At 39.4% G+C, this 19517-nt stretch carries 22 protein-coding genes; 15 read left to right on the top strand and 7 right to left on the bottom strand.

Features of this window, described 5'->3' with window-relative positions; genetic code table 11:
• Positions 1–74: 74 nt before the first annotated feature.
• Both HPT25_RS02595 and HPT25_RS02590 read left to right on the top strand, forming a co-directional pair.
• Entirely contained in the window at positions 75–452 is a 378-nt protein-coding gene (locus tag HPT25_RS02595) for a PH domain-containing protein (protein WP_173059507.1), read from the top strand.
• A gap of 44 nt (positions 453–496) precedes the next feature.
• Positions 497–760 (top strand): DUF1871 family protein, encoded by a 264-nt coding sequence (locus HPT25_RS02590; RefSeq protein ID WP_173059504.1) that lies wholly within the window; start codon positions 497–499, stop codon positions 758–760.
• A gap of 156 nt (positions 761–916) precedes the next feature.
• Here HPT25_RS02590 and HPT25_RS02585 read toward each other — a convergent pair whose 3' ends face one another.
• Positions 917–1147 carry a helix-turn-helix domain-containing protein gene (locus HPT25_RS02585; protein ID WP_173059501.1) on the bottom strand — a complete coding sequence of 77 codons (231 nt, stop codon included), beginning with the start codon at positions 1145–1147 and terminating at the stop codon, positions 917–919.
• Between the two features lie 223 nt (positions 1148–1370).
• On the opposite strand from HPT25_RS02585, the gene yugI reads away from it, so the two are divergent.
• From yugI to HPT25_RS02560, 5 genes are all read left to right on the top strand, one after another.
• Complete coding sequence (gene yugI, locus HPT25_RS02580; protein WP_173059498.1) at positions 1371–1778, top strand: S1 domain-containing post-transcriptional regulator GSP13; 408 nt, start codon at positions 1371–1373, stop codon at positions 1776–1778.
• Between the two features lie 147 nt (positions 1779–1925).
• Positions 1926–3125 carry an ornithine--oxo-acid transaminase gene (locus HPT25_RS02575; protein WP_173059495.1) on the top strand — a complete coding sequence of 400 codons (1200 nt, stop codon included), beginning with the start codon at positions 1926–1928 and terminating at the stop codon, positions 3123–3125.
• 200 nt (positions 3126–3325) lie between these two features.
• Entirely contained in the window at positions 3326–4489 is a 1164-nt protein-coding gene (locus HPT25_RS02570) for an iron-containing alcohol dehydrogenase (protein WP_173070823.1), read from the top strand.
• A gap of 176 nt (positions 4490–4665) precedes the next feature.
• Positions 4666–6012 carry a glucose-6-phosphate isomerase gene (locus tag HPT25_RS02565; RefSeq protein WP_173059492.1) on the top strand — a complete coding sequence of 449 codons (1347 nt, stop codon included), beginning with the start codon at positions 4666–4668 and terminating at the stop codon, positions 6010–6012.
• Between the two features lie 110 nt (positions 6013–6122).
• On the top strand, positions 6123–6527 hold the full coding sequence (locus tag HPT25_RS02560) for a YugN-like family protein (RefSeq protein WP_173059489.1): 405 nt from the start codon (positions 6123–6125) through the stop codon (positions 6525–6527).
• Here HPT25_RS02560 and HPT25_RS02555 read toward each other — a convergent pair.
• On the bottom strand, positions 6520–7518 hold the full coding sequence (locus tag HPT25_RS02555) for a potassium channel family protein (RefSeq protein ID WP_312857261.1): 999 nt from the start codon (positions 7516–7518) through the stop codon (positions 6520–6522). The two genes, HPT25_RS02560 and HPT25_RS02555, sit on opposite strands and share 8 nt — an antisense overlap.
• Positions 7519–7680: 162 nt before the next feature.
• Between HPT25_RS02555 and HPT25_RS02550 the strand changes: the two genes are divergently transcribed.
• From HPT25_RS02550 to HPT25_RS02540, 3 genes are all read left to right on the top strand, one after another.
• A complete protein-coding gene (locus tag HPT25_RS02550; protein ID WP_246277124.1) occupies positions 7681–7845 on the top strand; it encodes an aspartyl-phosphate phosphatase Spo0E family protein in 165 nt (54 codons plus the stop codon).
• Between the two features lie 180 nt (positions 7846–8025).
• The gene (locus HPT25_RS02545; RefSeq protein ID WP_173059483.1) at positions 8026–9705 is read left to right on the top strand and encodes a DUF6044 family protein; all 1680 of its coding nucleotides are present in this window, start codon (positions 8026–8028) and stop codon (positions 9703–9705) included.
• A 112-nt stretch (positions 9706–9817) separates the two neighbouring features.
• On the top strand, positions 9818–10441 hold the full coding sequence (locus HPT25_RS02540; RefSeq protein ID WP_173059480.1) for a LysE family translocator: 624 nt from the start codon (positions 9818–9820) through the stop codon (positions 10439–10441).
• Positions 10442–10503: 62 nt separating this feature from the next.
• Here the strand turns inward: HPT25_RS02540 and HPT25_RS02535 are convergent, their stop codons facing one another.
• Positions 10504–11847, bottom strand: coding sequence for an amino acid permease (locus HPT25_RS02535; RefSeq protein WP_173059477.1), 1344 nt, complete (start codon positions 11845–11847; stop codon positions 10504–10506).
• 42 nt (positions 11848–11889) lie between these two features.
• The gene (locus HPT25_RS02530) at positions 11890–12045 is read right to left on the bottom strand and encodes a hypothetical protein (RefSeq protein ID WP_173058267.1); all 156 of its coding nucleotides are present in this window, start codon (positions 12043–12045) and stop codon (positions 11890–11892) included.
• Positions 12046–12216: 171 nt separating this feature from the next.
• Between HPT25_RS02530 and HPT25_RS02525 the strand changes: the two genes are divergently transcribed.
• The gene (locus HPT25_RS02525; RefSeq protein ID WP_173059474.1) at positions 12217–12978 is read left to right on the top strand and encodes a TraR/DksA C4-type zinc finger protein; all 762 of its coding nucleotides are present in this window, start codon (positions 12217–12219) and stop codon (positions 12976–12978) included.
• A gap of 48 nt (positions 12979–13026) precedes the next feature.
• Here HPT25_RS02525 and HPT25_RS02520 read toward each other — a convergent pair whose 3' ends face one another.
• Entirely contained in the window at positions 13027–13206 is a 180-nt protein-coding gene (locus HPT25_RS02520; protein WP_173059471.1) for a YozQ family protein, read from the bottom strand.
• A gap of 98 nt (positions 13207–13304) precedes the next feature.
• Here HPT25_RS02520 and HPT25_RS28950 point away from each other — a divergent pair, with 98 nt between their 5' ends.
• The 4 genes from HPT25_RS28950 (at position 13305) to HPT25_RS02505 (ending at position 16083) form a co-directional block, all read left to right on the top strand.
• The gene (locus HPT25_RS28950; RefSeq protein WP_281368162.1) at positions 13305–13436 is read left to right on the top strand and encodes a hypothetical protein; all 132 of its coding nucleotides are present in this window, start codon (positions 13305–13307) and stop codon (positions 13434–13436) included.
• Positions 13437–13533: 97 nt separating this feature from the next.
• Entirely contained in the window at positions 13534–14424 is an 891-nt protein-coding gene (locus tag HPT25_RS02515; protein ID WP_173059468.1) for a cation diffusion facilitator family transporter, read from the top strand.
• Positions 14425–14645: 221 nt separating this feature from the next.
• Positions 14646–15584, top strand: coding sequence for a magnesium transporter CorA family protein (locus HPT25_RS02510; protein WP_173059465.1), 939 nt, complete (start codon positions 14646–14648; stop codon positions 15582–15584).
• A 100-nt stretch (positions 15585–15684) separates the two neighbouring features.
• Positions 15685–16083 carry a cytosolic protein gene (locus HPT25_RS02505; protein WP_173059462.1) on the top strand — a complete coding sequence of 133 codons (399 nt, stop codon included), beginning with the start codon at positions 15685–15687 and terminating at the stop codon, positions 16081–16083.
• Between the two features lie 138 nt (positions 16084–16221).
• Here HPT25_RS02505 and HPT25_RS02500 read toward each other — a convergent pair whose 3' ends face one another.
• Positions 16222–17583: an IS1182 family transposase gene (locus tag HPT25_RS02500; RefSeq protein ID WP_173058723.1), complete on the bottom strand. Its 1362-nt coding sequence runs from the start codon at positions 17581–17583 to the stop codon at positions 16222–16224.
• Positions 17584–17922: 339 nt separating this feature from the next.
• A complete protein-coding gene (locus HPT25_RS02495; protein ID WP_173070819.1) occupies positions 17923–19437 on the bottom strand; it encodes an MDR family MFS transporter in 1515 nt (504 codons plus the stop codon).
• Between the last annotated feature and the right edge of the window lie 80 nt (positions 19438–19517).

Below are 19517 nucleotides of genomic sequence, written 5' to 3'. Positions count from 1 at the left end.
CCGCAGCTGGTGAGTTTTCTTTATTAGAATCATTATGTATACTCAAATTATGATGTTTTGGAGGGGGAGTTTGTATGGGATTTTTAGATGGACTGATGGGAAACGCTTCTGAGGTAAATGCCGCCGAAGTGCAAAAAGAGTTTGCCAAAATTTTAGCACCTAATGAAAGAATAGAAAAGGCATACAAGCTGATACGCGATATGTTTATTTTTACAAATAAGCGCTTAATTCTCGTAGATAAACAAGGGCTGACGGGAAAAAAGGTCGAATATCATTCCATTCCATATCGAAATATTACTCATTTCAGCATTGAAACAGCCGGACACTTTGATTTGGATGCGGAGTTGAAAATATGGATTTCAGGAAATGCCCTGCCGCTGCAAAAACAGTTTAACAAGAATTTAAATATTTATGAACTTCAAAGCGTTTTAGCAGAATATGTTCTTAAATAAATGCTTGTCTAATCCATACCTAATAAACAAGAAGGTGATGATACATGAGAAAAGAGGTTCAAACCCATTTAAAATTTGTTGACCTGTTAAACGAATGGGATCCCTTCCATTTGAAAACGGACGGCTATGAAACGGAAATTGCCGATGTCATTCAAGCCGTTTATGAATTAGATGACTTAGTTGCTCTTGCTGAAAGAATTCAAGAAATATATGAGTTTTCATTCGAACAGAAAATTCCAATGGAAAGCTGTTTGCTAATAGCGAAGGAATTATTATTAGTGAAAGCGGAAGATTCTTGCACTATATAAAGACAAAAAAAAATGGACAACCGTTAACGGCAGTCCATTCAAAAAGGGGGGAATACTAGAAAGCTTATGGTTTAATGATTACCAAAATGCCCCATTAATATACCCATAATATAGAAAAAAATAAAAAAAGCGGTTTTTTTACCGCTTTTTAATGGTTTAAAAGTCGGTTGGCGAGGTTGTATGAAATTCTTGCAGTTTTAAAAGCTCTGAAGCAGGGATATCCAGGACGGAAGAAAGTTTTAACAGTGTTTGATTACTTGGAACTTGCTCCCCAGATTCATATTTCTCAATCGTGTTTGTGCCCATCCTCATTTTTTGTGCCAGTTCCTCTTGCGTAAGATTACGATATTCACGAGCAGACTTAATGGTTTGACCGATTGAACTCATACGATTCACCTCTCTCGATAATGATAGTTTCTCACTATTATTTTACCATAACTTGCTTTACCTTTTTTATTACTTTTTTGAAGATTCTGTGACTTTTATTTTACAAATAAATTACGAAGCAACTTGACCTTCATGTCCTTTTTTGATTTAAGTTATTCCTTGTGATATAATTTTTTAATGCGTATATAAGGGTATAAATTTATCTTATCTTAGGAGTGTTTACATGGCAGGAAAAATCGAAACGGGCAGTATTATAACAGGTAAAGTGACAGGTATTCAACCTTATGGAGCTTTTGTTGCATTGGATGAAAATACACAAGGCCTCGTTCATATCTCAGAAATAACTCATGGCTTCGTAAAAGACATCAACGATCACCTGAAGGTTGGGGACGAAATTAAGGTAAAGGTACTATCAGTTGATGAAGAGGCTGGGAAAATTGGCCTTTCCGTTAAGGCTACTGAAGAGCCTCCGGCACAACAGCAGGTTATTCGTGCGAAAAAGCCGCGCAGACGTCAAGCGGCTGCGATTATCTCAGAAGGTGATGAAGGTCAGCAAGGTTTTAATACGTTAAAAGAGAAACTTCAAGAATGGATCGATCAGTCACAACGTGAAGATTTAATTAGAAAATAGTTCTTTTTTTAAGTCTGGAAAAGGAGAGACCTTTTCCAGGCTTTTTTATTGCATATAAAATAATTTGTTAAAATTCTTCATTGTTTTTCTGTGCTCGGCTACAATAAAAGCGAATACATAATCCGTATGAATGGAGGAACATGTTCTATGACATCAAATGTTCAAACTAAAGAACTAATTGAAAAAACAGAGAAGTACGGCGCTCGTAATTACCATCCTCTTCCAATTGTTGTGACTCGTGCCGAAAGAATTTGGGTAGAAGATCCGGAAGGCAATAAATATATGGATATGCTAAGTGCTTACTCTGCTGTCAATCAAGGGCATCGCCATCCAAAAATCATTCAAGCTTTAAAGGATCAGGCGGACAGAGTGACGCTGACATCTCGCGCTTTTCATAATGATCAACTGGGATCATGGTACGAGAAAATTTGCCAATTAACCAATAAAGAAATGGCACTTCCCATGAATACCGGTGCTGAAGCAGTGGAAACGGCGTTTAAGGCGGCACGCAGGTGGGGCTACGAGGTAAAAGGCATTGCTGAAAATCAAGCAGAAATCATTGGCTGTATAGGCAACTTTCACGGCCGTACAATGACGGCCGTCTCATTATCCTCTGAAGAAGAGTATAAACGGGGATTTGGGCCCATGTTGCCTGGAATTAAGCTTGTACCGTATGGGGATTTTGAAGCTTTAAAAGCGGCGATTACCCCTAATACAGCTGCATTCTTAATTGAACCTATTCAAGGTGAAGCAGGAATTATCATACCACCTGAAGGCTTTATGAAAGCGGCGTTTGATCTATGCAAGCAAAATAATGTTTTATTTATTGCGGATGAGATTCAAGCTGGTTTAGGACGTACTGGAAAAATGTTTGCCTGTGAATGGGAAGGTATAGAGCCAGATATGTATATTCTTGGGAAGGCATTAGGTGGTGGAGTTTTTCCAATTTCCTGTGTCGTCGCTAATAAAGACATTTTGAGCGTATTTAACCCTGGATCGCATGGTTCAACCTTTGGCGGTAACCCAATGGCCTGTGCTGTATCTATTGCAGCCCTGGATGTACTGCAGGAAGAGAATCTTGCACAAAAGTCATTGGAGCTTGGAGAATATTTTATCACTAAGTTAAAAGAAATTAATAACCCTATTATTAAAGAAGTCCGCGGACGCGGATTGTTTATCGGAGTAGAACTAACGGTACCAGCAAGAAAATATTGCGAAGAATTAATGGAGTATGGGTTATTATGCAAAGAAACCCACGATATGGTTATTCGCTTTGCACCTCCGCTGGTCATTACGAAAGAAGAACTCGACTGGGCACTCGAACGGATTCAGAAAGTCCTTGGATGATGACAAGAGCCTTCATCATCCCCATAGTAGAAAATCAGCGCTCAAGTTGTCATTCCCTGTGCAAGTATTTCCGCTGGCACCTCCGCTTCTGTCTTCACACATAGTGGCTCGTCAATTGTGAGTTTTCTCTAGAAGCTTATTTTTTTGCAAATGAACGTCTAATAACTATAATGTAGAATGAAAAGGATGGTGTTATGGTGATGGATAATTTTATCTTTCAAAACCCAACAAAATTGATTTTTGGAAAAGACCAGCTTGAACAACTTAAGAATGAAGTACCAAAATACGGAAAAAAAATCTTGCTCGTCTATGGAGGCGGCAGTATTAAACGAAGCGGTCTCTATCAAAAGGTGACAGGCATTTTAGAAGAGCTTGGAGCACAAGTATTTGAATTGCCGGGAGTTGAACCGAACCCACGTATTACCACTGCACGTAAAGGTGTAGAAATATGCAAACAAGAAGGAATTGAATTTTTGCTGGCTGTTGGCGGAGGAAGTGTCATTGACTGTACAAAATTAATTGCTGCCGGAGCGAAATATGATGGAGATCCTTGGGATCTTGTTATTAAAAAGGCGATAGCACAAGACGCTCTTCCATTTGGAACCGTTTTAACACTTGCGGCCACTGGATCGGAAATGAACTCCGGATCCGTTATTACCAATTGGGAAACGAATGAAAAATATGGCTGGGGAAGCCCTGTAACCTTTCCGAAATTTTCAATCTTGGACCCTGTACATACCTTTACGGTTCCAAAAAATCAAACCATTTATGGAATTGTAGATATGATGTCACATACACTTGAACACTATTTCCATCTGGCAGATCATACGGAATATCAAGACCGGATGTGTGAATCATTATTAATTACTGTCATGGAGACAGCACCAAAATTGCTAAATGAACTGGAAAACTATGAATACCGTGCCACTATTCTTTACTGTGGAACAATGGCATTAAACGGCATTATTAACATGGGTTATCGAGGAGATTGGGCAACACATAATCTCGAGCATGCCGTTTCTGCTGTTTATGACATCCCGCATGGCGGCGGTCTTGCAATCCTGTTCCCAAATTGGATGAAGCATAACCTTCATGTCAAACCGGAGCGCTTTAAACAACTTGCTGTTCGGGTGTTTGGAGTCAATCCAGAAGGAAAAAGCGCTGAAGAGGTAGGTTTGGAAGGTATTCAAAAACTTCGCGAATATTGGAACAGTATCGGTGCTCCTTCGCGCTTGGCTGATTATCAAATCGATGACAGCAAGATGGAATTAATGGCAGATCGAGCGATGGAAAACGGCGAGTTTGGAAATTTCGCCAAATTAAATCGTGACGATTGTTTAGCCATATATCGTGCTTCCTTATAAATTGGCGTGTCATCCTTTGTACTAATTTTATTGGTTCGGGCTCTTCCCGGGCCATTTTTAATAAATTTGTAAAATTTTATCGAAAATGGACGCGCTTTCATTGTGTTCCCGACCTTGATAATCTTCGCGACATTCGATAAAGTGAGAAATGAAAATATCATTATGGAGGTCACAATATGACACATGTTCGTTTTGATTATTCAAAAGCACTTAGCTTCTTTGGTGAACACGAACTTACATACTTAAGGGATGCAGTAAAAGTTGCCCATCATTCACTTCATGAAAAAACAGGTGCTGGCAATGACTTTTTAGGCTGGATAGACCTTCCAACCAATTACGATAAGGAAGAGTTTTCCCGTATTCAAAAAGCCGCTGAAAAAATAAAAGCGGATTCAGATATTCTCCTTGTCATCGGGATTGGCGGTTCTTACCTTGGGGCAAGAGCTGCGATCGAAATGTTACAGCATTCTTTCTACAATGCCCTTCCGAAAGAAAAACGCAGCACACCGCAAATTATTTTTGTCGGAAATAACATTAGTTCCAGTTATATGAGCGATGTTATAGATCTTCTTGATGGAAAAGACTTTTCCGTAAACGTGATTTCCAAATCAGGTACAACTACTGAACCAGCAATTGCTTTCCGGATTTTCCGTAAACTTCTTGAAGAGAAATATGGTGTAGAAGAAGCGCGCAAACGTATCTATGCGACAACAGACAAAGCGAGAGGTGCACTGAAGACCCTTTCCAATGAAGAAGGCTATGAAACATTTGTGATTCCGGATGATGTCGGAGGTCGTTACTCTGTTTTAACAGCTGTTGGATTACTGCCAATTGCCGTGAGCGGTGCCAATATTGAAAAGATGATGGAAGGTGCAGCACAAGCTCAAAATGATTTCAGTCATTCCGAGCTTGAAGATAATCAGGCCTACCAATATGCTGCTGTTCGCAACGTCCTTTACAATAAAGGAAAAACGATCGAAATGTTGATTAACTATGAGCCAAACCTTCAATACTTCTCTGAATGGTGGAAACAGCTTTTTGGCGAATCAGAAGGTAAGGATCAAAAAGGAATCTATCCTTCATCTGCAAACTTCTCAACCGACTTGCATTCGCTTGGTCAATATGTACAAGAAGGCCGCCGCGACTTATTCGAAACTGTAATTAAAGTAGAAAAGCCGCGTCATGAGATGACAATTGAAAAAGAAGAAAATGATTTGGACGGTCTAAATTATCTGGCTGGAAAAACAGTTGATTTTGTCAACAACAAAGCGTTCGAAGGGACTATGCTGGCTCATACTGATGGTGGTGTGCCAAACCTCATTGTGACCATTCCAACTTTGGACGAGTATACATTCGGTTATCTTGTGTATTTCTTTGAAAAGGCATGTGCCATGAGCGGATACCTGCTTGGGGTTAATCCATTTGATCAGCCTGGTGTAGAAGCATACAAGGTTAACATGTTTGCTTTATTAGGTAAACCAGGATACGAAGAGAAAAAAGCAGAACTAGAAAAACGTTTATAATGCTAAAGAGTGCTGATTATATTGCGATCAGCACTCTTTTTTTTGCCTTCTATTGAAAGCTTACATATTGGAAAAGCTAACGTTAAGGTATTTTTAAAGGGGGAAAAAACGTGATTGATATACCGTCAAAGATAGAAGGTATGAAATTTGATTTATTTAAGCTTGAACAAAAATTAAAACCAATCGGTTTTTCGATTGGCGGAAATTGGGATTATGATCACGGGTGTTTTGATTATAAGCTGAATGACCAAGAAGGCTATCAATTTTTAAGGCTGCCTTTTACCGCAGTCGAAGGCGAACTTGATGTTAGAGACTGTACAGTGGAGCTAGGACGACCATTTCTCCTGTCGCATGTATATGAGCCGGGAATTGATGAAGAAGGAAAGACAGGCGCAATTTCTGGAAGCTTCAATCAGTTTCAAGAGCCGATTGATAAGGATGGAAACTTCCCCAGCCACGAAGTTGACAGGGGAAAGTCACTGGTAGAACGTATAGAGACAATACTGCTTACTTAAAAGCGATCAGCTGATCATCGGCTAGAATGTCAAGCGCGTGGGGAGGATGAAGCAAGGTTTCCTCTCCTCTTTTTATACCAATCAATAGATAACCGCTTAAAAGCAAGTTATCATGGATTTCTCGGAAGCTTTTCCCGATGTCAGTTTCTTGAAGCGCAATGAGTGATAACCTCTTTTCCTCAAGCTGGCTAACAACATCCGATAAAAGACCGTCACCGTTTGAATGCAGGCTATTGACCATAAATACACTTGTCAGCTTATTGGATTGAATGACCTCGTCTGCACCTGCCCTTACGGCATTGATGAACTGTTCTGAGGTGAGAATTTCCACAATACATTTTACACTTGGACAGATCCCTTTAATAGTCAGCAGTGTAAGTATGCTATTCATGTCTGCCTGCAGCTCGTCATTTCCGCGGTCAGCGGTAATTAGTACCTTCTCGGCAGATTCTATATCGCTTTTCATAATCGTTTCATCCACATGTGCTTTTCCTTGAATAAAATGAACAAACCGGGACTTTACAGGGTTTGTTTCAAGGGTTTCATCTATCAGGACAATCATTTGCGGGTTATTCGTATTAATAAGCTTGCTAATTAATTCTTTTGACCGTTCATTCCAGCCGACAATAATGATATGCCGGCTAGTTCCTTTAAAAGGAATTTTCCCTTCAGACAGAGCATCCTGCTTCGTGACTGCTGCTGCGGCTAATGTTCCAAAGTATGAGGAAACAAAAGCAACCCCAAACAAAATTAAAACTAGAGCTGTCATTCTTCCTAATAGAGATTTAGGCACATAATCGCCATAGCCAACCGTGGAAGCTGTAATTATGGCCCACCAAATACCATCAAAAACCGAAGGAAATGTTTCCGGTTCCAAAAAATGTATAGAAATACCGAAAATAAGAAATACAAGAAGTGCGATGAAAAGAATCCGGACTAGAAGCGGCAATCTTAGGAAACTGATATAAACTCTATTTGGCAAATCCATCATCCCATAACATGTTTTAATCTATTATTCGCCAAAAAGAGGAAATCCATTATAAATTCTAAAGTTCACAAAACATTCAATATTATCTTCTTGTTTTTACCACAAAAATAAATTATTGTAAGTGATATTACTGTAGTAATAAAGAGGAAGGTGGGGGCTGACAAAATGGAAATGTTGAAAAGATCATTGCTGGCAGATATCGAGAAAACGAGAATGGAAATGATTCAATTAGCCCAAGTTTTTGGCCTTTCGAATCCATCTGTCATTCAATGCAGCCAAAAACTGGATCTCCTTTTAAATACATACAATACAACCTCAATGAAGTTTTAAACCCTTTCCAGCTGGAAGGGTTTTTTTAATTAAAAACCTATATTAAAGAACGTTTTTAATTATTCCAATAGAAGATCGAAGGAGAGATCATCAGCCATGTTTAACAGAACGCATAGAATAAACATACGACCATTGGTAAATTTTATAAACGTATACAATCTTGACCAATGAGGTGCAGAAGTGTTTGTTAACTCAAAACAAGAGCGTCGTTGGATCCTATTTTCCTTAGTTGTTCTTGCGGTCTATCTTTCTCCCCTATTAATCCTTCAAGAAAATGCACATATTCGAATACACGATAATTTAGATTCTAATTTGGCCTGGTATAAGGTGCTGGCCAAAAGCGGCCAATTATTTGGCAGCCTTAACGGAGCTATACCGCAAATTATAAATGGGATCTTGCCCAGAAATGCTTTCGGGACAGAATTTAGTATCATGATTTGGCTTTATACGCTGTTGCCAACCATGACGGCTTATGCACTGAGTCAAGTCTTAACAAGGGTGACAGCTTTCCTCGGAATGTATGTATTATTAAAAAAACATATGCTTCCGGATGAAAGATGGCTGCCGCTAAACATCTTAACTGCACTCGCGTTTTCATTAACTCCTTTTTGGCCTTCAGGAATGCTTAGTACATTAGGGATGCCCCTGGCTTTATGGGCATTCCTATCCATACGTAAAGGCGAAGGATCATGGAAACATTTTCTTGTACTGACATTACTACCGTTTTACTCGAGTATGGTATTAGGATTTTTCTTCTTTTTAAGTGCTATGGGAATCTTTTGGCTGTTAGATGTCATCAGGGGAAAAGGGTGGAGCATCCCGTTTTTGTTTTCGGTTGGTTATATGACGTCCATTTATATGCTGGTGGAGTATCGGTTAATGTACTCGTTTTTAGTTAGAAATGAGCCGAACAGCCGGGATGAATATTTCCATACCTATATGCCTTTTTGGGGAGCGGTAAGACTGGCTGAGAAAAATTTTATTTTTGGACATACCCATGTAATGACCGTTCATACATGGTTTATACTGCCTGCACTTCTGCTTGCTTTTTATTTGGTTTGTACTAAAAAGCTCTGGAGGCAGGAGAAAATTTTTGTGAGTTTATTGGCACTGAATATGGTGCTCTCATTCTGGTATGCATTTTGGTTTTACGAGGGCTGGCTGCCCGTAACTAAGAAGTTTCATTTTTTAGATACATTTAATTTTGCCCGCTACCACTTTTTAAGACCCCTTATCATCTATGTCAGTTTTGCATTGGCATTAAAAATCATTTCACTTCAAAGTATCAGATGGGCGCAGATGGCTAAGGGGCTGGCCGCGTTGCAAATTTTGCTATTGGGGATATATAACGATGAAATTGTTTATCACAATAAACCGACAGTCAAGCAATTTTACGCCCAAGAATTATTTAAAGAGATTAAGAAGCACATCGCCCTGCCACAGGATCAGTATCGAGTTGCCAGCATCGGTATTCACCCTGCTGTCGCCCAGTATAATGGCTTTTATACCCTTGATACCTATAATAATTTTTATCCGCTAAGCTATAAACATAAGTTTAGAAAAATTATCGAAAAGGAGCTGGCAAAAAACAAAATAATTCGAAGGTACTTTGATCAGTGGGGCGGCCGCTGTTACATTTTATCAGGAGAACTAGGGAAAAGGGGCCAGATGTTTAAAAAAGAATCAAAAAGGCATTTAAAACATTTAGACTTAAATACCAAGGTTTTTAAGAAGATGGGAGGACGCTATATTTTTTCTGCCCTTCCTATTGATAATGCAGTAGAAAATCGATTGTCCCTCGATAAGGTATTTGTGTCGAAAACCTCTGCCTGGAAAATTTACCTTTATCGGGCGATGTAGAATCAAAGAGAGTTTCCTTGTAAAAAAGGAGACTCTTTTTTGTCCTATTCCTCGGTTTTTTTGAATAAAAATGGAAGACAAGCTTTTCATTTGGTTGCGGAGGGAATGGGGAATGAATGTATTTTTGAGTTATATTCTTTTAGGGCTTTCGCTTGCTGCTCCGATCGGTCCTATCAACGCTGCGCAAATTGACAGGGGAATTCGTAATGGCTTTATGCATTCCTGGTTCATCGGAATAGGAGCTGTAGTGGCGGATGGAATTTATATGCTAATCGTTTACATAGGTGTTGTACGATATCTTGAAACGGACTTTATGCAGACATTCCTATGGTTGTTCGGTTGTTTTGTGCTTATATATACGGGTGTTGAAACCATCATGAAGTCCGGTCAGATTCATTTGGAGAATACAAGAAGCAGTGAGCCATTAATAAAATCATTCTTCTCAGGATTTTTCATGTCGATCTCTAATCCGCTGACAATCCTTTTTTGGCTGGGCATCTACGGCTCTGTTCTTGCTAAAACAGCGGCTTCCTATGAGAGCAGTCAATTAATTATCTATTCCAGCGCAATTTTTATTGGATTGTTAATCTGGGATGTCACAATGGCGGGGGTTTCCAGCAGCTTCCGTACCTATTTGACCTCCAAGCTTCTTGTAACCATCTCACTTCTATCGGGTGCTTCATTGATTGGATTTGGAGTATATTTTGGATTTCAGGCTTGGCAGAATTTATTTTAAGATGAATGCTTATAAGGGAAGAGATAAAAATCCTGCATGTTCTCCATGCAGGATTTTGTCACTCAAGCAGTCGGCCAAGGCTTTAGTACCTTCTTTTTATGCCGTCCCCATTTTAGATTCATTATAAATGTAATTCCACCGATTATTCCTACAAATGCCAGACTGATAAAAAATCCGGGTCTGCTTGTTTCATGAAAAAGTGTGCCGCTGACTGCTATTAAAATCAACACGGCACCAATGAGATATTTCATCTTGCCGCCCATTCCCAGCTTTAACATTCTCATCGAGGAAGCGAGGATAAAGATCCAATTGTAAAGTAACATAAGCCCGGCAGCTGTAGTTAAATACTCATAAATATTGTTGGGCATGAATAAGGCAGATACAACTGATGCCGTTATCCCAAGCATTGTTAAAATCAGCGTCATGAGAGGAATGTTTAGCCGTCCTTTCCTTGAAAAAATCTGTGGTGCATCGCCTTCTTCACCAAGTGTAACAAGGATACTTGTTACACCATATAGGGAAGCTGTCATGGTTGAGAAACCGGCAATAATTAAGGCTCCATTAAAAATGTGGGGGACAAACGAGAGATGGTATGCATCCAAAGCGATGACAAACGGACTTTCTTTGGCGTTAAACCGATGCCAAGAAACCATAATAACCGTAAGTCCTATTGAAAGAGCGTAGATAACCATAAGTAAAAAAAGCATGACTTTTCCGGCTTTTGGTGCCTCTTTAGGATTCTTTAGATTAGTGGCCATTAACCCCAAAATTTCAATTCCGCCAAATGCATAGAACGCAAAAATCGCTGCTGACCACAATCCCTTTATGCCATGTGGAAAAATGTCCCCCATACTATTGGGATACTCAATTCCTCGTTTGCCATCAAGAACGCCAAATAACGCCAGTGCAGCGATTACGATAAACATAAGAATCGCCGATATTTTTAACACTGCGAGAATATTTTCCAATTTGTTTAACACTCCGACGCCTATTAAAACAACGGCTAATCCAAGTACGGCGTAGCCTGCTGCAAACAGCCAAAGCGGTACTTTTGGAAACCATAATCTGGAGAAAATTGACAAGGCAGTCATTTGACTGCCCATGATTAATACCTCAGAGCACCAGTAAACCCAGCCGCTGCTAAAGCCCGCCCATCGTCCGTATGCTTTTTTGGCATAAGACCTGAATCCGCCTTTTAGCGGTTCTTGAGCCGTCATTTTAGAAAGGGCATCAAAAACACAATAAGTTCCAATGGCTGCAATGACAAAGTCGATTAATATGGAGGGGCCTGTCATCTTGATTGCTAAGCTTGAGCCGAGGAAAAATCCAGTACCAATTGTACAGCCGACCCCGAATAAAGAAAGCTGCCACCATTTCATGCTCTTCTCCTCTGCCGTTGAACTCATAAGCACTCCCCTTTATATTTAATCATCCCCATAATCAGAACCTTAAATCTTACGCCCTGTTGCCCCAGGGGATTTATCTGTATCTGATTGATTGTTGTACTCTTCATCATTTACACGTGCTCGTTCTCTATTTTCACTTCCTAAATAAGTACCCTTGCGCTGTGAACGCTTAAAGCTGTAAAAGTTTTCATTCACCATAAAATCGCCTCATTTCACTTGATTATATTGTTAAGATACACGCAGTGCTATTTCTTATTCGGATGGCACGCAATGGAATTATTTTTTTCTTACATAATCAGCCGCCAATCTATTGAAAATAATAAAAAATGAAACCCATGCATTTGTGTTTTGTATGAAAGGGGTATACTCATGTTATCAACTGAGCAGCTTGCTGATTTACGTTTACAGCTTATAAATGAAAAAAGGGAAGTAGAGCAATTTTTATCACAAAATGATCATTTTCAATTAGAGCGCGGTTTTTTCCATGAATCTATGGGAGAGCTATCGAGTTATGATAATCATCCAGCTGATGAAGGTACTGACCTTTATGAACGGGAAAAGGATGTCGCTTTAAAAGAGCATTATGAATTGGAGCTTAAGAATATTGATCATGCATTGCAGGCAATGGAAAATGGAACATACGGCCAATGTGAAATTTGCCGTAAAGACATTCCGTTGGAGCGTCTCCAAGCATTGCCTAATACAACCTATTGTATCGAACATAGTCCCGATAAGGTCGAATCACATGAGCGACCGATTGAAGAGGGCGTATTAATGCCTCCATGGGGAAAATTTGACATGGATGAGCAAGACGAAGACGTTGCCTTTGATGCCGAGGATTCATGGCAGGCAGTTGCCGAGTGGGGAACTTCCGAAACGCCGTCAGATTTAGCGTTTCCGCAAGATGATTACCAGGATATTTATATTGAAGCAGATGAAAATATAGGTTATGTCGAGGATTATGAGAATTTTGTCGGAAACGATATGTATGGAAATAACATTAAAGTTTATCCAAACCCCCAGCATGAGAAATATGAAGAGGCGCTTGATAAAGAAGGGATTATGACAACGTTTGGAGATTTGCCAGCTTTTGAACATGATCCATATGTTGACGATGATGATCAAAAATAGAAAAAAGAAAACAGCTTTCGCAAGATAGAAAGCTGTTTTCTCTGATACTTAGGTTTGATCTTGTCCGCCATCAATGACGGCTCCTATTTCCCCTTCGGCATATGTGTCACTTACTTGCTCATGGGTTGTTGCCAGACCTTTTGATAAGGTATCATTTTCCTGATAATAGCTAGGATGATAAAAACTGCCGGCGACTTCCTTTTTGGGGTTTGCTTTCTTTTCGAACAAGGTTCATACCTCCTTTTTTCAAAATAGATACAAATGTATTTTTTCTTTTTTAAACAAGATTACTCCCAAAATATATTTTTGAAAGGAAAAGATTTAAAATGAAAAAGGAAGAGCAATTTCCATCACGGGAAGAATTGGATGAGGCGTTTCATTTCCTTCATGATCAAATCAACAAAATTTCCGTGCTGGAGGAAGTGGAAATGCAGCAACAAGAAAAAAGTGAGAGTTGACATTAAGAAAATATCTTTCGTCGAGGCAATAATTTTTCTCTAGACCGATATGGGTTGCTTTTGCTATGATTTCTAGAGGAATTTTTAAGGGTGATTTATGGAAATGAGAGAAACATTGGCAAAAAAAGTAGCCTGGATTAGCTTGATTAGTAATATTATCCTTACCATTGGGAAGGTCACAATTGGCTGGTATGGCCACAGTGATGCAGTATTCGCCGATGGAATCCATTCAGCAGCGGACGTTTTCGCTTCACTGATTGTTGTTCTGGTCATTAAAATCTCCAATAAACCTGCTGATAACGAACACCCCTATGGACACGGGAAGGCGGAAGTGATCGTTTCCGGGATTGTAGGGTTTTTACTTTTCGAAGTATCTTTATACGTGGTATATGAAGGTGTCAGCGGCTTATTTCATCAAGTGGAGGCGCCAAGTTTGCTGGCGATGTGGGTAGCTGTATTTTCGTTTGTAGCAAAGATTATTTTATACAGAAGTTCCCTTGCCACAGCCAAACAGAATAACAGCAAAGCAATTGAAGCAATTGCCTTTGATCATAAGGCAGATATTGTTGCGTCCATTGCCGCCGCAATTGGGGTACTTGTGACCGTCATAGGGCAGCATTTTGCCATTTCTATTCTTTATTATGGGGATAAAGTTGCCAGTATTTTTGTGGCGTATTTAATTTTTAAAATTGCAAAAGAAATGTTGGCAGAAGCTTTTGACATTTTATTAGAGCGAAACATTAATACCGAGACACTTCAGGAATATATTACCATCATTGAAGAATTCCCTGAAGTTAAGCGGATTGACCGAATCAGGGCAAGAGAACATGGTCATTATATAATCGTCGATTTACGGATTGCCATTGACCATGACAAAACCATCAAGCAGGGACACGACCTAGCGAGGGCGATTAAGAAAAGATTGATGGAGCACCACGATAATATTGATGAAGTGATGATTCATTTAAATCCATATTATCCTGATTAAATTGTCAATTGTACTTTTTATCATTTGGGTTTATGATTATAGTTGGACAAAAAACGTGAAGGGAGTTGATATTTTTGAGTTATTCCATCGATCCGGACCCCGGAAGGTGCGGGGAAGTCAAACGAATATTTGCAGGGATTGATGATGGTGTATTTCTAAATATCAACCCCCGTAAAGGTGATTGACTTCCTCATTTATTAAGTGAGTGAGGAGGTTTTTGGATGCTGGAAATTTATAAAAGTACGGACTCACGAGTATTAGAAAAAGTCGATACGATCTCAAAAGGGTGCTGGGTCAATATGTATGCACCAACAGCCGAGGAAATTTCCCGGGTATCCAATGATGCACAAGTGGATATAGATATTATAAAAGATGCTCTGGACGATGAAGAACGCCCAAGAATTGAGCGGGATGAGGGCAGAGTCTATATTATTGTGGATTTTCCGTATATCGTCCTCGATGACTCGGGTCTTGAGGTCTATGAAACGATCCCAATTGGAATTATTCAGACTAACGATCATATTATTACCGTATCATTAAAGGATTCACCAATTATTGAGGAATTTCGTAAAAATAGGGTGAAAGAATTTTTTACTTTTAAGAAAACACGTTTCGCCCTTCAGCTCTTATTCGTTATTTCTTCTTATTATCTTCGTTATTTAAAGCAAATTAACAAAAAAACAGCAGATATTGAACGTCAAGTCCATCAATCGCTGAAAAATAAAGAACTTTATGCCTTTCTTTCTTTAGAAAAAAGCTTAGTCTATTTTACTACCTCCTTGAAATCCAACAAGGTGGTTCTCGATAAAATTCTGCGTTTTAATTATGTAAAAATGTATGAGGAAGACAAGGATTTATTAGAAGACGTTATTATTGAAAAAACACAGGCAATTGAAATGGCGGAAACGTATCATACGATTTTAACAGGCATGATGAACGGTTTTGCTTCGATCATATCCAATAACCTAAACATTGTCATGAAATTTTTAACGTCGATCACGATTATTCTATCATTCCCAACCATGGTATTTAGCTTGTACGGTATGAACGTTAACATACCGTTTCAGCATAGCCCGCATGCCTTTTTAATTACTTTGCTGCTTTGCGGTCTATTATCAGCAGTCACCGCAACAATTTTTTGGAAAAAGAGATATTTTTAAAAAAAGCCAGCCCATGGATGTTTAAGGGGCTGGCATTTATTTTTTCTCAATCAATTGGGCATACTGAAGGCATGTGTTTATTTTGCGGAGGAGGATGACAATGAAATCATTTGTAGTTAGTTTCCATCAGGAAGACAATGTCGATACGATGCAGATCCAGAAGTTAAACCAGGAGGATTTCAATAAGGCAACTGAAGGCGGTACAAGGCATTTATTTGAACTCGATACCAATATTGGCTTTTTTGTGTTTTTCGATGCTGAAGACATTGATGGGACAGTATCCTACATGGTGCTGCAATATGAGGAAGATAATGAAGAACCTACTGCTTGCTACGCCTTCCAGCTAAGTGACTTCTACGAATTCATTGCCTTATATTTAAATGACCTCGAATTTAGCGATGAAATGGAAGATGAAGATGAAGAAGCATACGGCCCGATTCACCACTTGGCCCATCTCTTGTTCCATATAGTTGAAGAAGGCGGAGATCTCGCAGTGTAAACAAAAAGGGGCGCCCCATTAGGCGCCCTCAGATTGTAGACAAAAGGCATTTCAAAAGTTCCGATTCTGGCGCCCTTTTCTAAAATTGGGATTTTTCTGTTTGATTTTTCTTAAGGTAGACCCCGGCGGGGTCTATTTTTATGCCATTTCTGGACTTTTCCAAGTCCATGTAGCCAACTTCTTTAAATTCATAGCAGCAAAAGTAAGCATCGCCTGCATGGACAATTTTTTAAGACCTCTTAAGGTTGTCCATCGCATACCATGCTTTTCTTTCGCATCCGCGAATACACGTTCAATTGTTTCTTTACGACGTGCATATATTATTTTATTCTCTTCTGTATGACGAAGATGTTCAGCCTCTTCAAGATATGGTTCCCAGATATGTCGTTGAATGAGCTTTTGATGATTTTGACTTTGTGTACATTGTGCTAGAAGTGGGCAATCCTTACATATAACAGGATTAGAGATGTACTGTCGATAACCTTCCTTAGTAGTCGTTCTATAATCCAGAACTTGTCCTTCCGGACATATGTAACAATCAAAGTGCTCATCATAGACATAATCGTGCTTTTTCAAATATCCCTCCTTTGTACGTGGTCGTGTATAGGGTAAAGCAGGGCGAATTTCATTTTCAATTAAATATTGAGCAATAGCAGGTGTTTTATATCCGGCATCAGCAGCTACAGCATTAGGTTTCCCACATTTTTCAATGACCTTTTCAACTAGAGGCTCTAACATTGTACTATCATGAACGTTACCTGGAGTTACAATAGTCCCCAGGACAAAACCATTTCTATCTGCGGCTGCATGAAATGAATAAGCAAATTGCTTTGTCCTTTCGTCTTTTACATAGTAACCACTCTCCGAATCTGTTGTACTTTCTTTTATTTCTTTGTTTTCTTCTTTTTCATATTTATCTGGTGGGATGGGCTTTTTCCCATGTTCTTCACGATCACTATTAATTTCTGCTTGAAGACGTGCTTCATAAGCTTTTGATTCTTTCCGAACTACTTTCTTTTCGAATTTGCGTTTATTTGCACTTGCTTTAACGTGAGTTGAATCAATGAATACATGTTCCGAACTAACTAACTTTTTATCTGCTGCCTCTTTTAAAATACGGTAGAAAATTTGTTCAAATAAGTCTGTATCCTTAAAACGACGTTCGTAGTTTTTACCAAAAGTTGAAAAGTGGGGTACTTTATCATAAAAACCAAATCCTAAAAACCAGCGATACGCCATATTTGTTTCAATTTCCTTTATCGTTTGACGCATCGAACGGATACCGAAGGTATATTGAATGAAAGCCATCTTAATTAATACAACAGGGTCAATACTTGAACGTCCGCGCTTAGTTGAGTACAAATCTTCAACCAATGAATAGATAAATGAAAAATCTACTGCGGCTTCTATTTTGCGAACCAAGTGATCAGCAGGTACAAGTTGATCTAAGGCAATCATTTCAATTTGGTCACGATTTATCTGTGTATTTTTCGAAAGCATTCCATCCACCTCTATTAATTCTCTGTAAATAAATTATACAAAAGGCTGTGTTAATGTACATTATTGATTTTTACACTCTGTTGATTGGAGTGGAAGGCGGCGAAGACTCCTGCGGGAGTACGGGACAGGGGAGACCCCGCAGGCGCTGAAAGCGCAGAGGAGGCTCCCCGAACCGCCCGCGGAAAGCGAAGCCGCCTGGAACGGAAATCAACAGACAAGTTTAATATGGCCAAACAAAAAAGACTGTCGATTTTAAACCCGAAATCCTTCGGATTTGTCGACAGTCTGGGGGCGCCCCATTAGGCGCCCTTTTAAAATGTAATTCAAGACTTTATTGTATTAATTTTTTACAGGAGCTTTCGCTTTAGATTCAATTCGGGCATTGCCCATAAAAAAGATGGTGATGAATATGAGCGCAATAGGAATCATCGTCAACATAAAAGTCTGTGTAATGGAATCAGACATCGCATGGATGATTTTATCCAAAATAAATCCAGGAATCTTGGAGCGTTGATCTGCCTGGAAAATTTCGCGCGGATCGCCCATTTTAAAGTTAGCAGAACCCTGCATTCCTTTAAAGGCATCTTTCAGTTTGTCAGTAAAAATATTTCCTTGGATTGTTCCGAATACAGTGACTCCAAGTGTCATTCCAAAGGATCTTAGGAATGAATTGGTAGAGTTTGCAGTCCCGCGGTATTGCGGCTCCAAATTATGAATCGAAGCAGTTGGCAGAAGCGAGAAAGAGAACCCAACACCGAACCCGACAAGAATCATATATATCGTAAGCAGCCAGCGCGGTGTATCAACACTCATACTGCCCAGTAAAAACATACCTGCTATATATGAAATAATCGAAACAAACATTAGATTACGGTAAGAGGTTTTGACCATAAAAATTCCGCCAATGGAACTTCCGGCAACAGAACCGAGCATCATCGGTGTCAATATTAATCCGGAATTCTTGGCTGTTCCACCATAAACCGCTTGAACGAAAATCGGTATAAACACGGTTAGAATTATAAAGGTGGCGCCATATAAGAAAGCAAGAATTTGCGAAGTGGCAAATAATCGCCGTTTAAACAGCCAAAGCGGAAGGATTGGCTCGGCAGCTTTTAGTTCGGCAATGAAAAAAATAACAAAAAAGATAAAGAAGCTCGCGAATAAGCTGATAATTTGAGTAGAATTCCAATCATACTGTTTACCGCCAAGTTCAAGTGCAAACATAAGACTGACGACTGAAATGACGAGCGTTATGGCACCCCACCAGTCGATTTTTTGCTTGGAGTGCTGCAATGATTCATGGTAAAACGAAACAATGAGAAAAATCGAGACAATTCCAATTGGTACGTTCACGTAAAAAATCCAGTGCCAGCCGATATAATCTGTGATGTAAGCACCTAACAATGGTCCAAGAATACTTGCTGCGCCAAATACAGCGCCAAGCAAGCCAGTCATTTTACCTCGATTTTCCGGTGGAAATATATCAAAAACAATGGTAAAAGCAATTGGCATGAGTGCACCGCCGCCAATTCCCTGGATGGCACGGTAAATGCTCAACTGAACGATACTTTGGGCAATACCGCAAAGGGCAGAACCGATTAGAAAAACAATTAAGCCAAAAATAAAAAAACGTTTGCGTCCATACATATCAGATAACTTTCCGAAAATTGGCATACCCGCCATGACGGCCACCATATAGGCAGATGTCACCCAAATAAATTTGTCAAAACCGCCGAGCTCGGAAACAATTGTCGGCATCGCCGTTGCCACAATCGTGTTATCCATGGCTGCCATGAGAATTGCTAGCAGAAGCCCGGCGACAACAGGCTTAAGATTCGTGTCTTGTTTTATCATCATTGATCTCCTTAGTTATAAATTTAGATAACTCTTAGAGTCCCCCTTTATTGATTTTGAAAACTGAATCAGATAAAATT

It is taken from the genome of Neobacillus endophyticus (assembly GCF_013248975.1).
Classification (GTDB): Bacteria; Bacillota; Bacilli; order Bacillales; family Cytobacillaceae; genus Neobacillus; species Neobacillus endophyticus.
The sequence above is the reverse complement of the archived record's forward strand: the minus strand, read 5'-3'. Positions and strand labels throughout refer to the sequence as shown.

Coding starts and splice junctions, on each gene's coding strand:
- HPT25_RS02565 (WP_173059492.1), top strand. CDS start 4,666: ATGACACATGTTCGTTTTGATTATTCAAAAGCACTTAGCTTCTTTGGT.
- yugI (WP_173059498.1), top strand. CDS start 1,371: ATGGCAGGAAAAATCGAAACGGGCAGTATTATAACAGGTAAAGTGACA.
- HPT25_RS02595 (WP_173059507.1), top strand. CDS start 75: ATGGGATTTTTAGATGGACTGATGGGAAACGCTTCTGAGGTAAATGCC.
- HPT25_RS02540 (WP_173059480.1), top strand. CDS start 9,818: ATGAATGTATTTTTGAGTTATATTCTTTTAGGGCTTTCGCTTGCTGCT.
- HPT25_RS02500 (WP_173058723.1), bottom strand. CDS start 17,583: ATGCTTTCGAAAAATACACAGATAAATCGTGACCAAATTGAAATGATT.
- HPT25_RS02585 (WP_173059501.1), bottom strand. CDS start 1,147: ATGAGTTCAATCGGTCAAACCATTAAGTCTGCTCGTGAATATCGTAAT.
- HPT25_RS02505 (WP_173059462.1), top strand. CDS start 15,685: ATGAAATCATTTGTAGTTAGTTTCCATCAGGAAGACAATGTCGATACG.
- HPT25_RS02575 (WP_173059495.1), top strand. CDS start 1,926: ATGACATCAAATGTTCAAACTAAAGAACTAATTGAAAAAACAGAGAAG.
- HPT25_RS02515 (WP_173059468.1), top strand. CDS start 13,534: ATGGAAATGAGAGAAACATTGGCAAAAAAAGTAGCCTGGATTAGCTTG.
- HPT25_RS02555 (WP_312857261.1), bottom strand. CDS start 7,518: ATGATGGATTTGCCAAATAGAGTTTATATCAGTTTCCTAAGATTGCCG.
- HPT25_RS02535 (WP_173059477.1), bottom strand. CDS start 11,847: ATGAGTTCAACGGCAGAGGAGAAGAGCATGAAATGGTGGCAGCTTTCT.
- HPT25_RS28950 (WP_281368162.1), top strand. CDS start 13,305: ATGAAAAAGGAAGAGCAATTTCCATCACGGGAAGAATTGGATGAGGCG.
- HPT25_RS02590 (WP_173059504.1), top strand. CDS start 497: ATGAGAAAAGAGGTTCAAACCCATTTAAAATTTGTTGACCTGTTAAAC.
- HPT25_RS02510 (WP_173059465.1), top strand. CDS start 14,646: ATGCTGGAAATTTATAAAAGTACGGACTCACGAGTATTAGAAAAAGTC.
- HPT25_RS02550 (WP_246277124.1), top strand. CDS start 7,681: ATGGAAATGTTGAAAAGATCATTGCTGGCAGATATCGAGAAAACGAGA.
- HPT25_RS02530 (WP_173058267.1), bottom strand. CDS start 12,045: ATGGTGAATGAAAACTTTTACAGCTTTAAGCGTTCACAGCGCAAGGGT.
- HPT25_RS02525 (WP_173059474.1), top strand. CDS start 12,217: ATGTTATCAACTGAGCAGCTTGCTGATTTACGTTTACAGCTTATAAAT.
- HPT25_RS02495 (WP_173070819.1), bottom strand. CDS start 19,437: ATGATAAAACAAGACACGAATCTTAAGCCTGTTGTCGCCGGGCTTCTG.
- HPT25_RS02570 (WP_173070823.1), top strand. CDS start 3,326: ATGGATAATTTTATCTTTCAAAACCCAACAAAATTGATTTTTGGAAAA.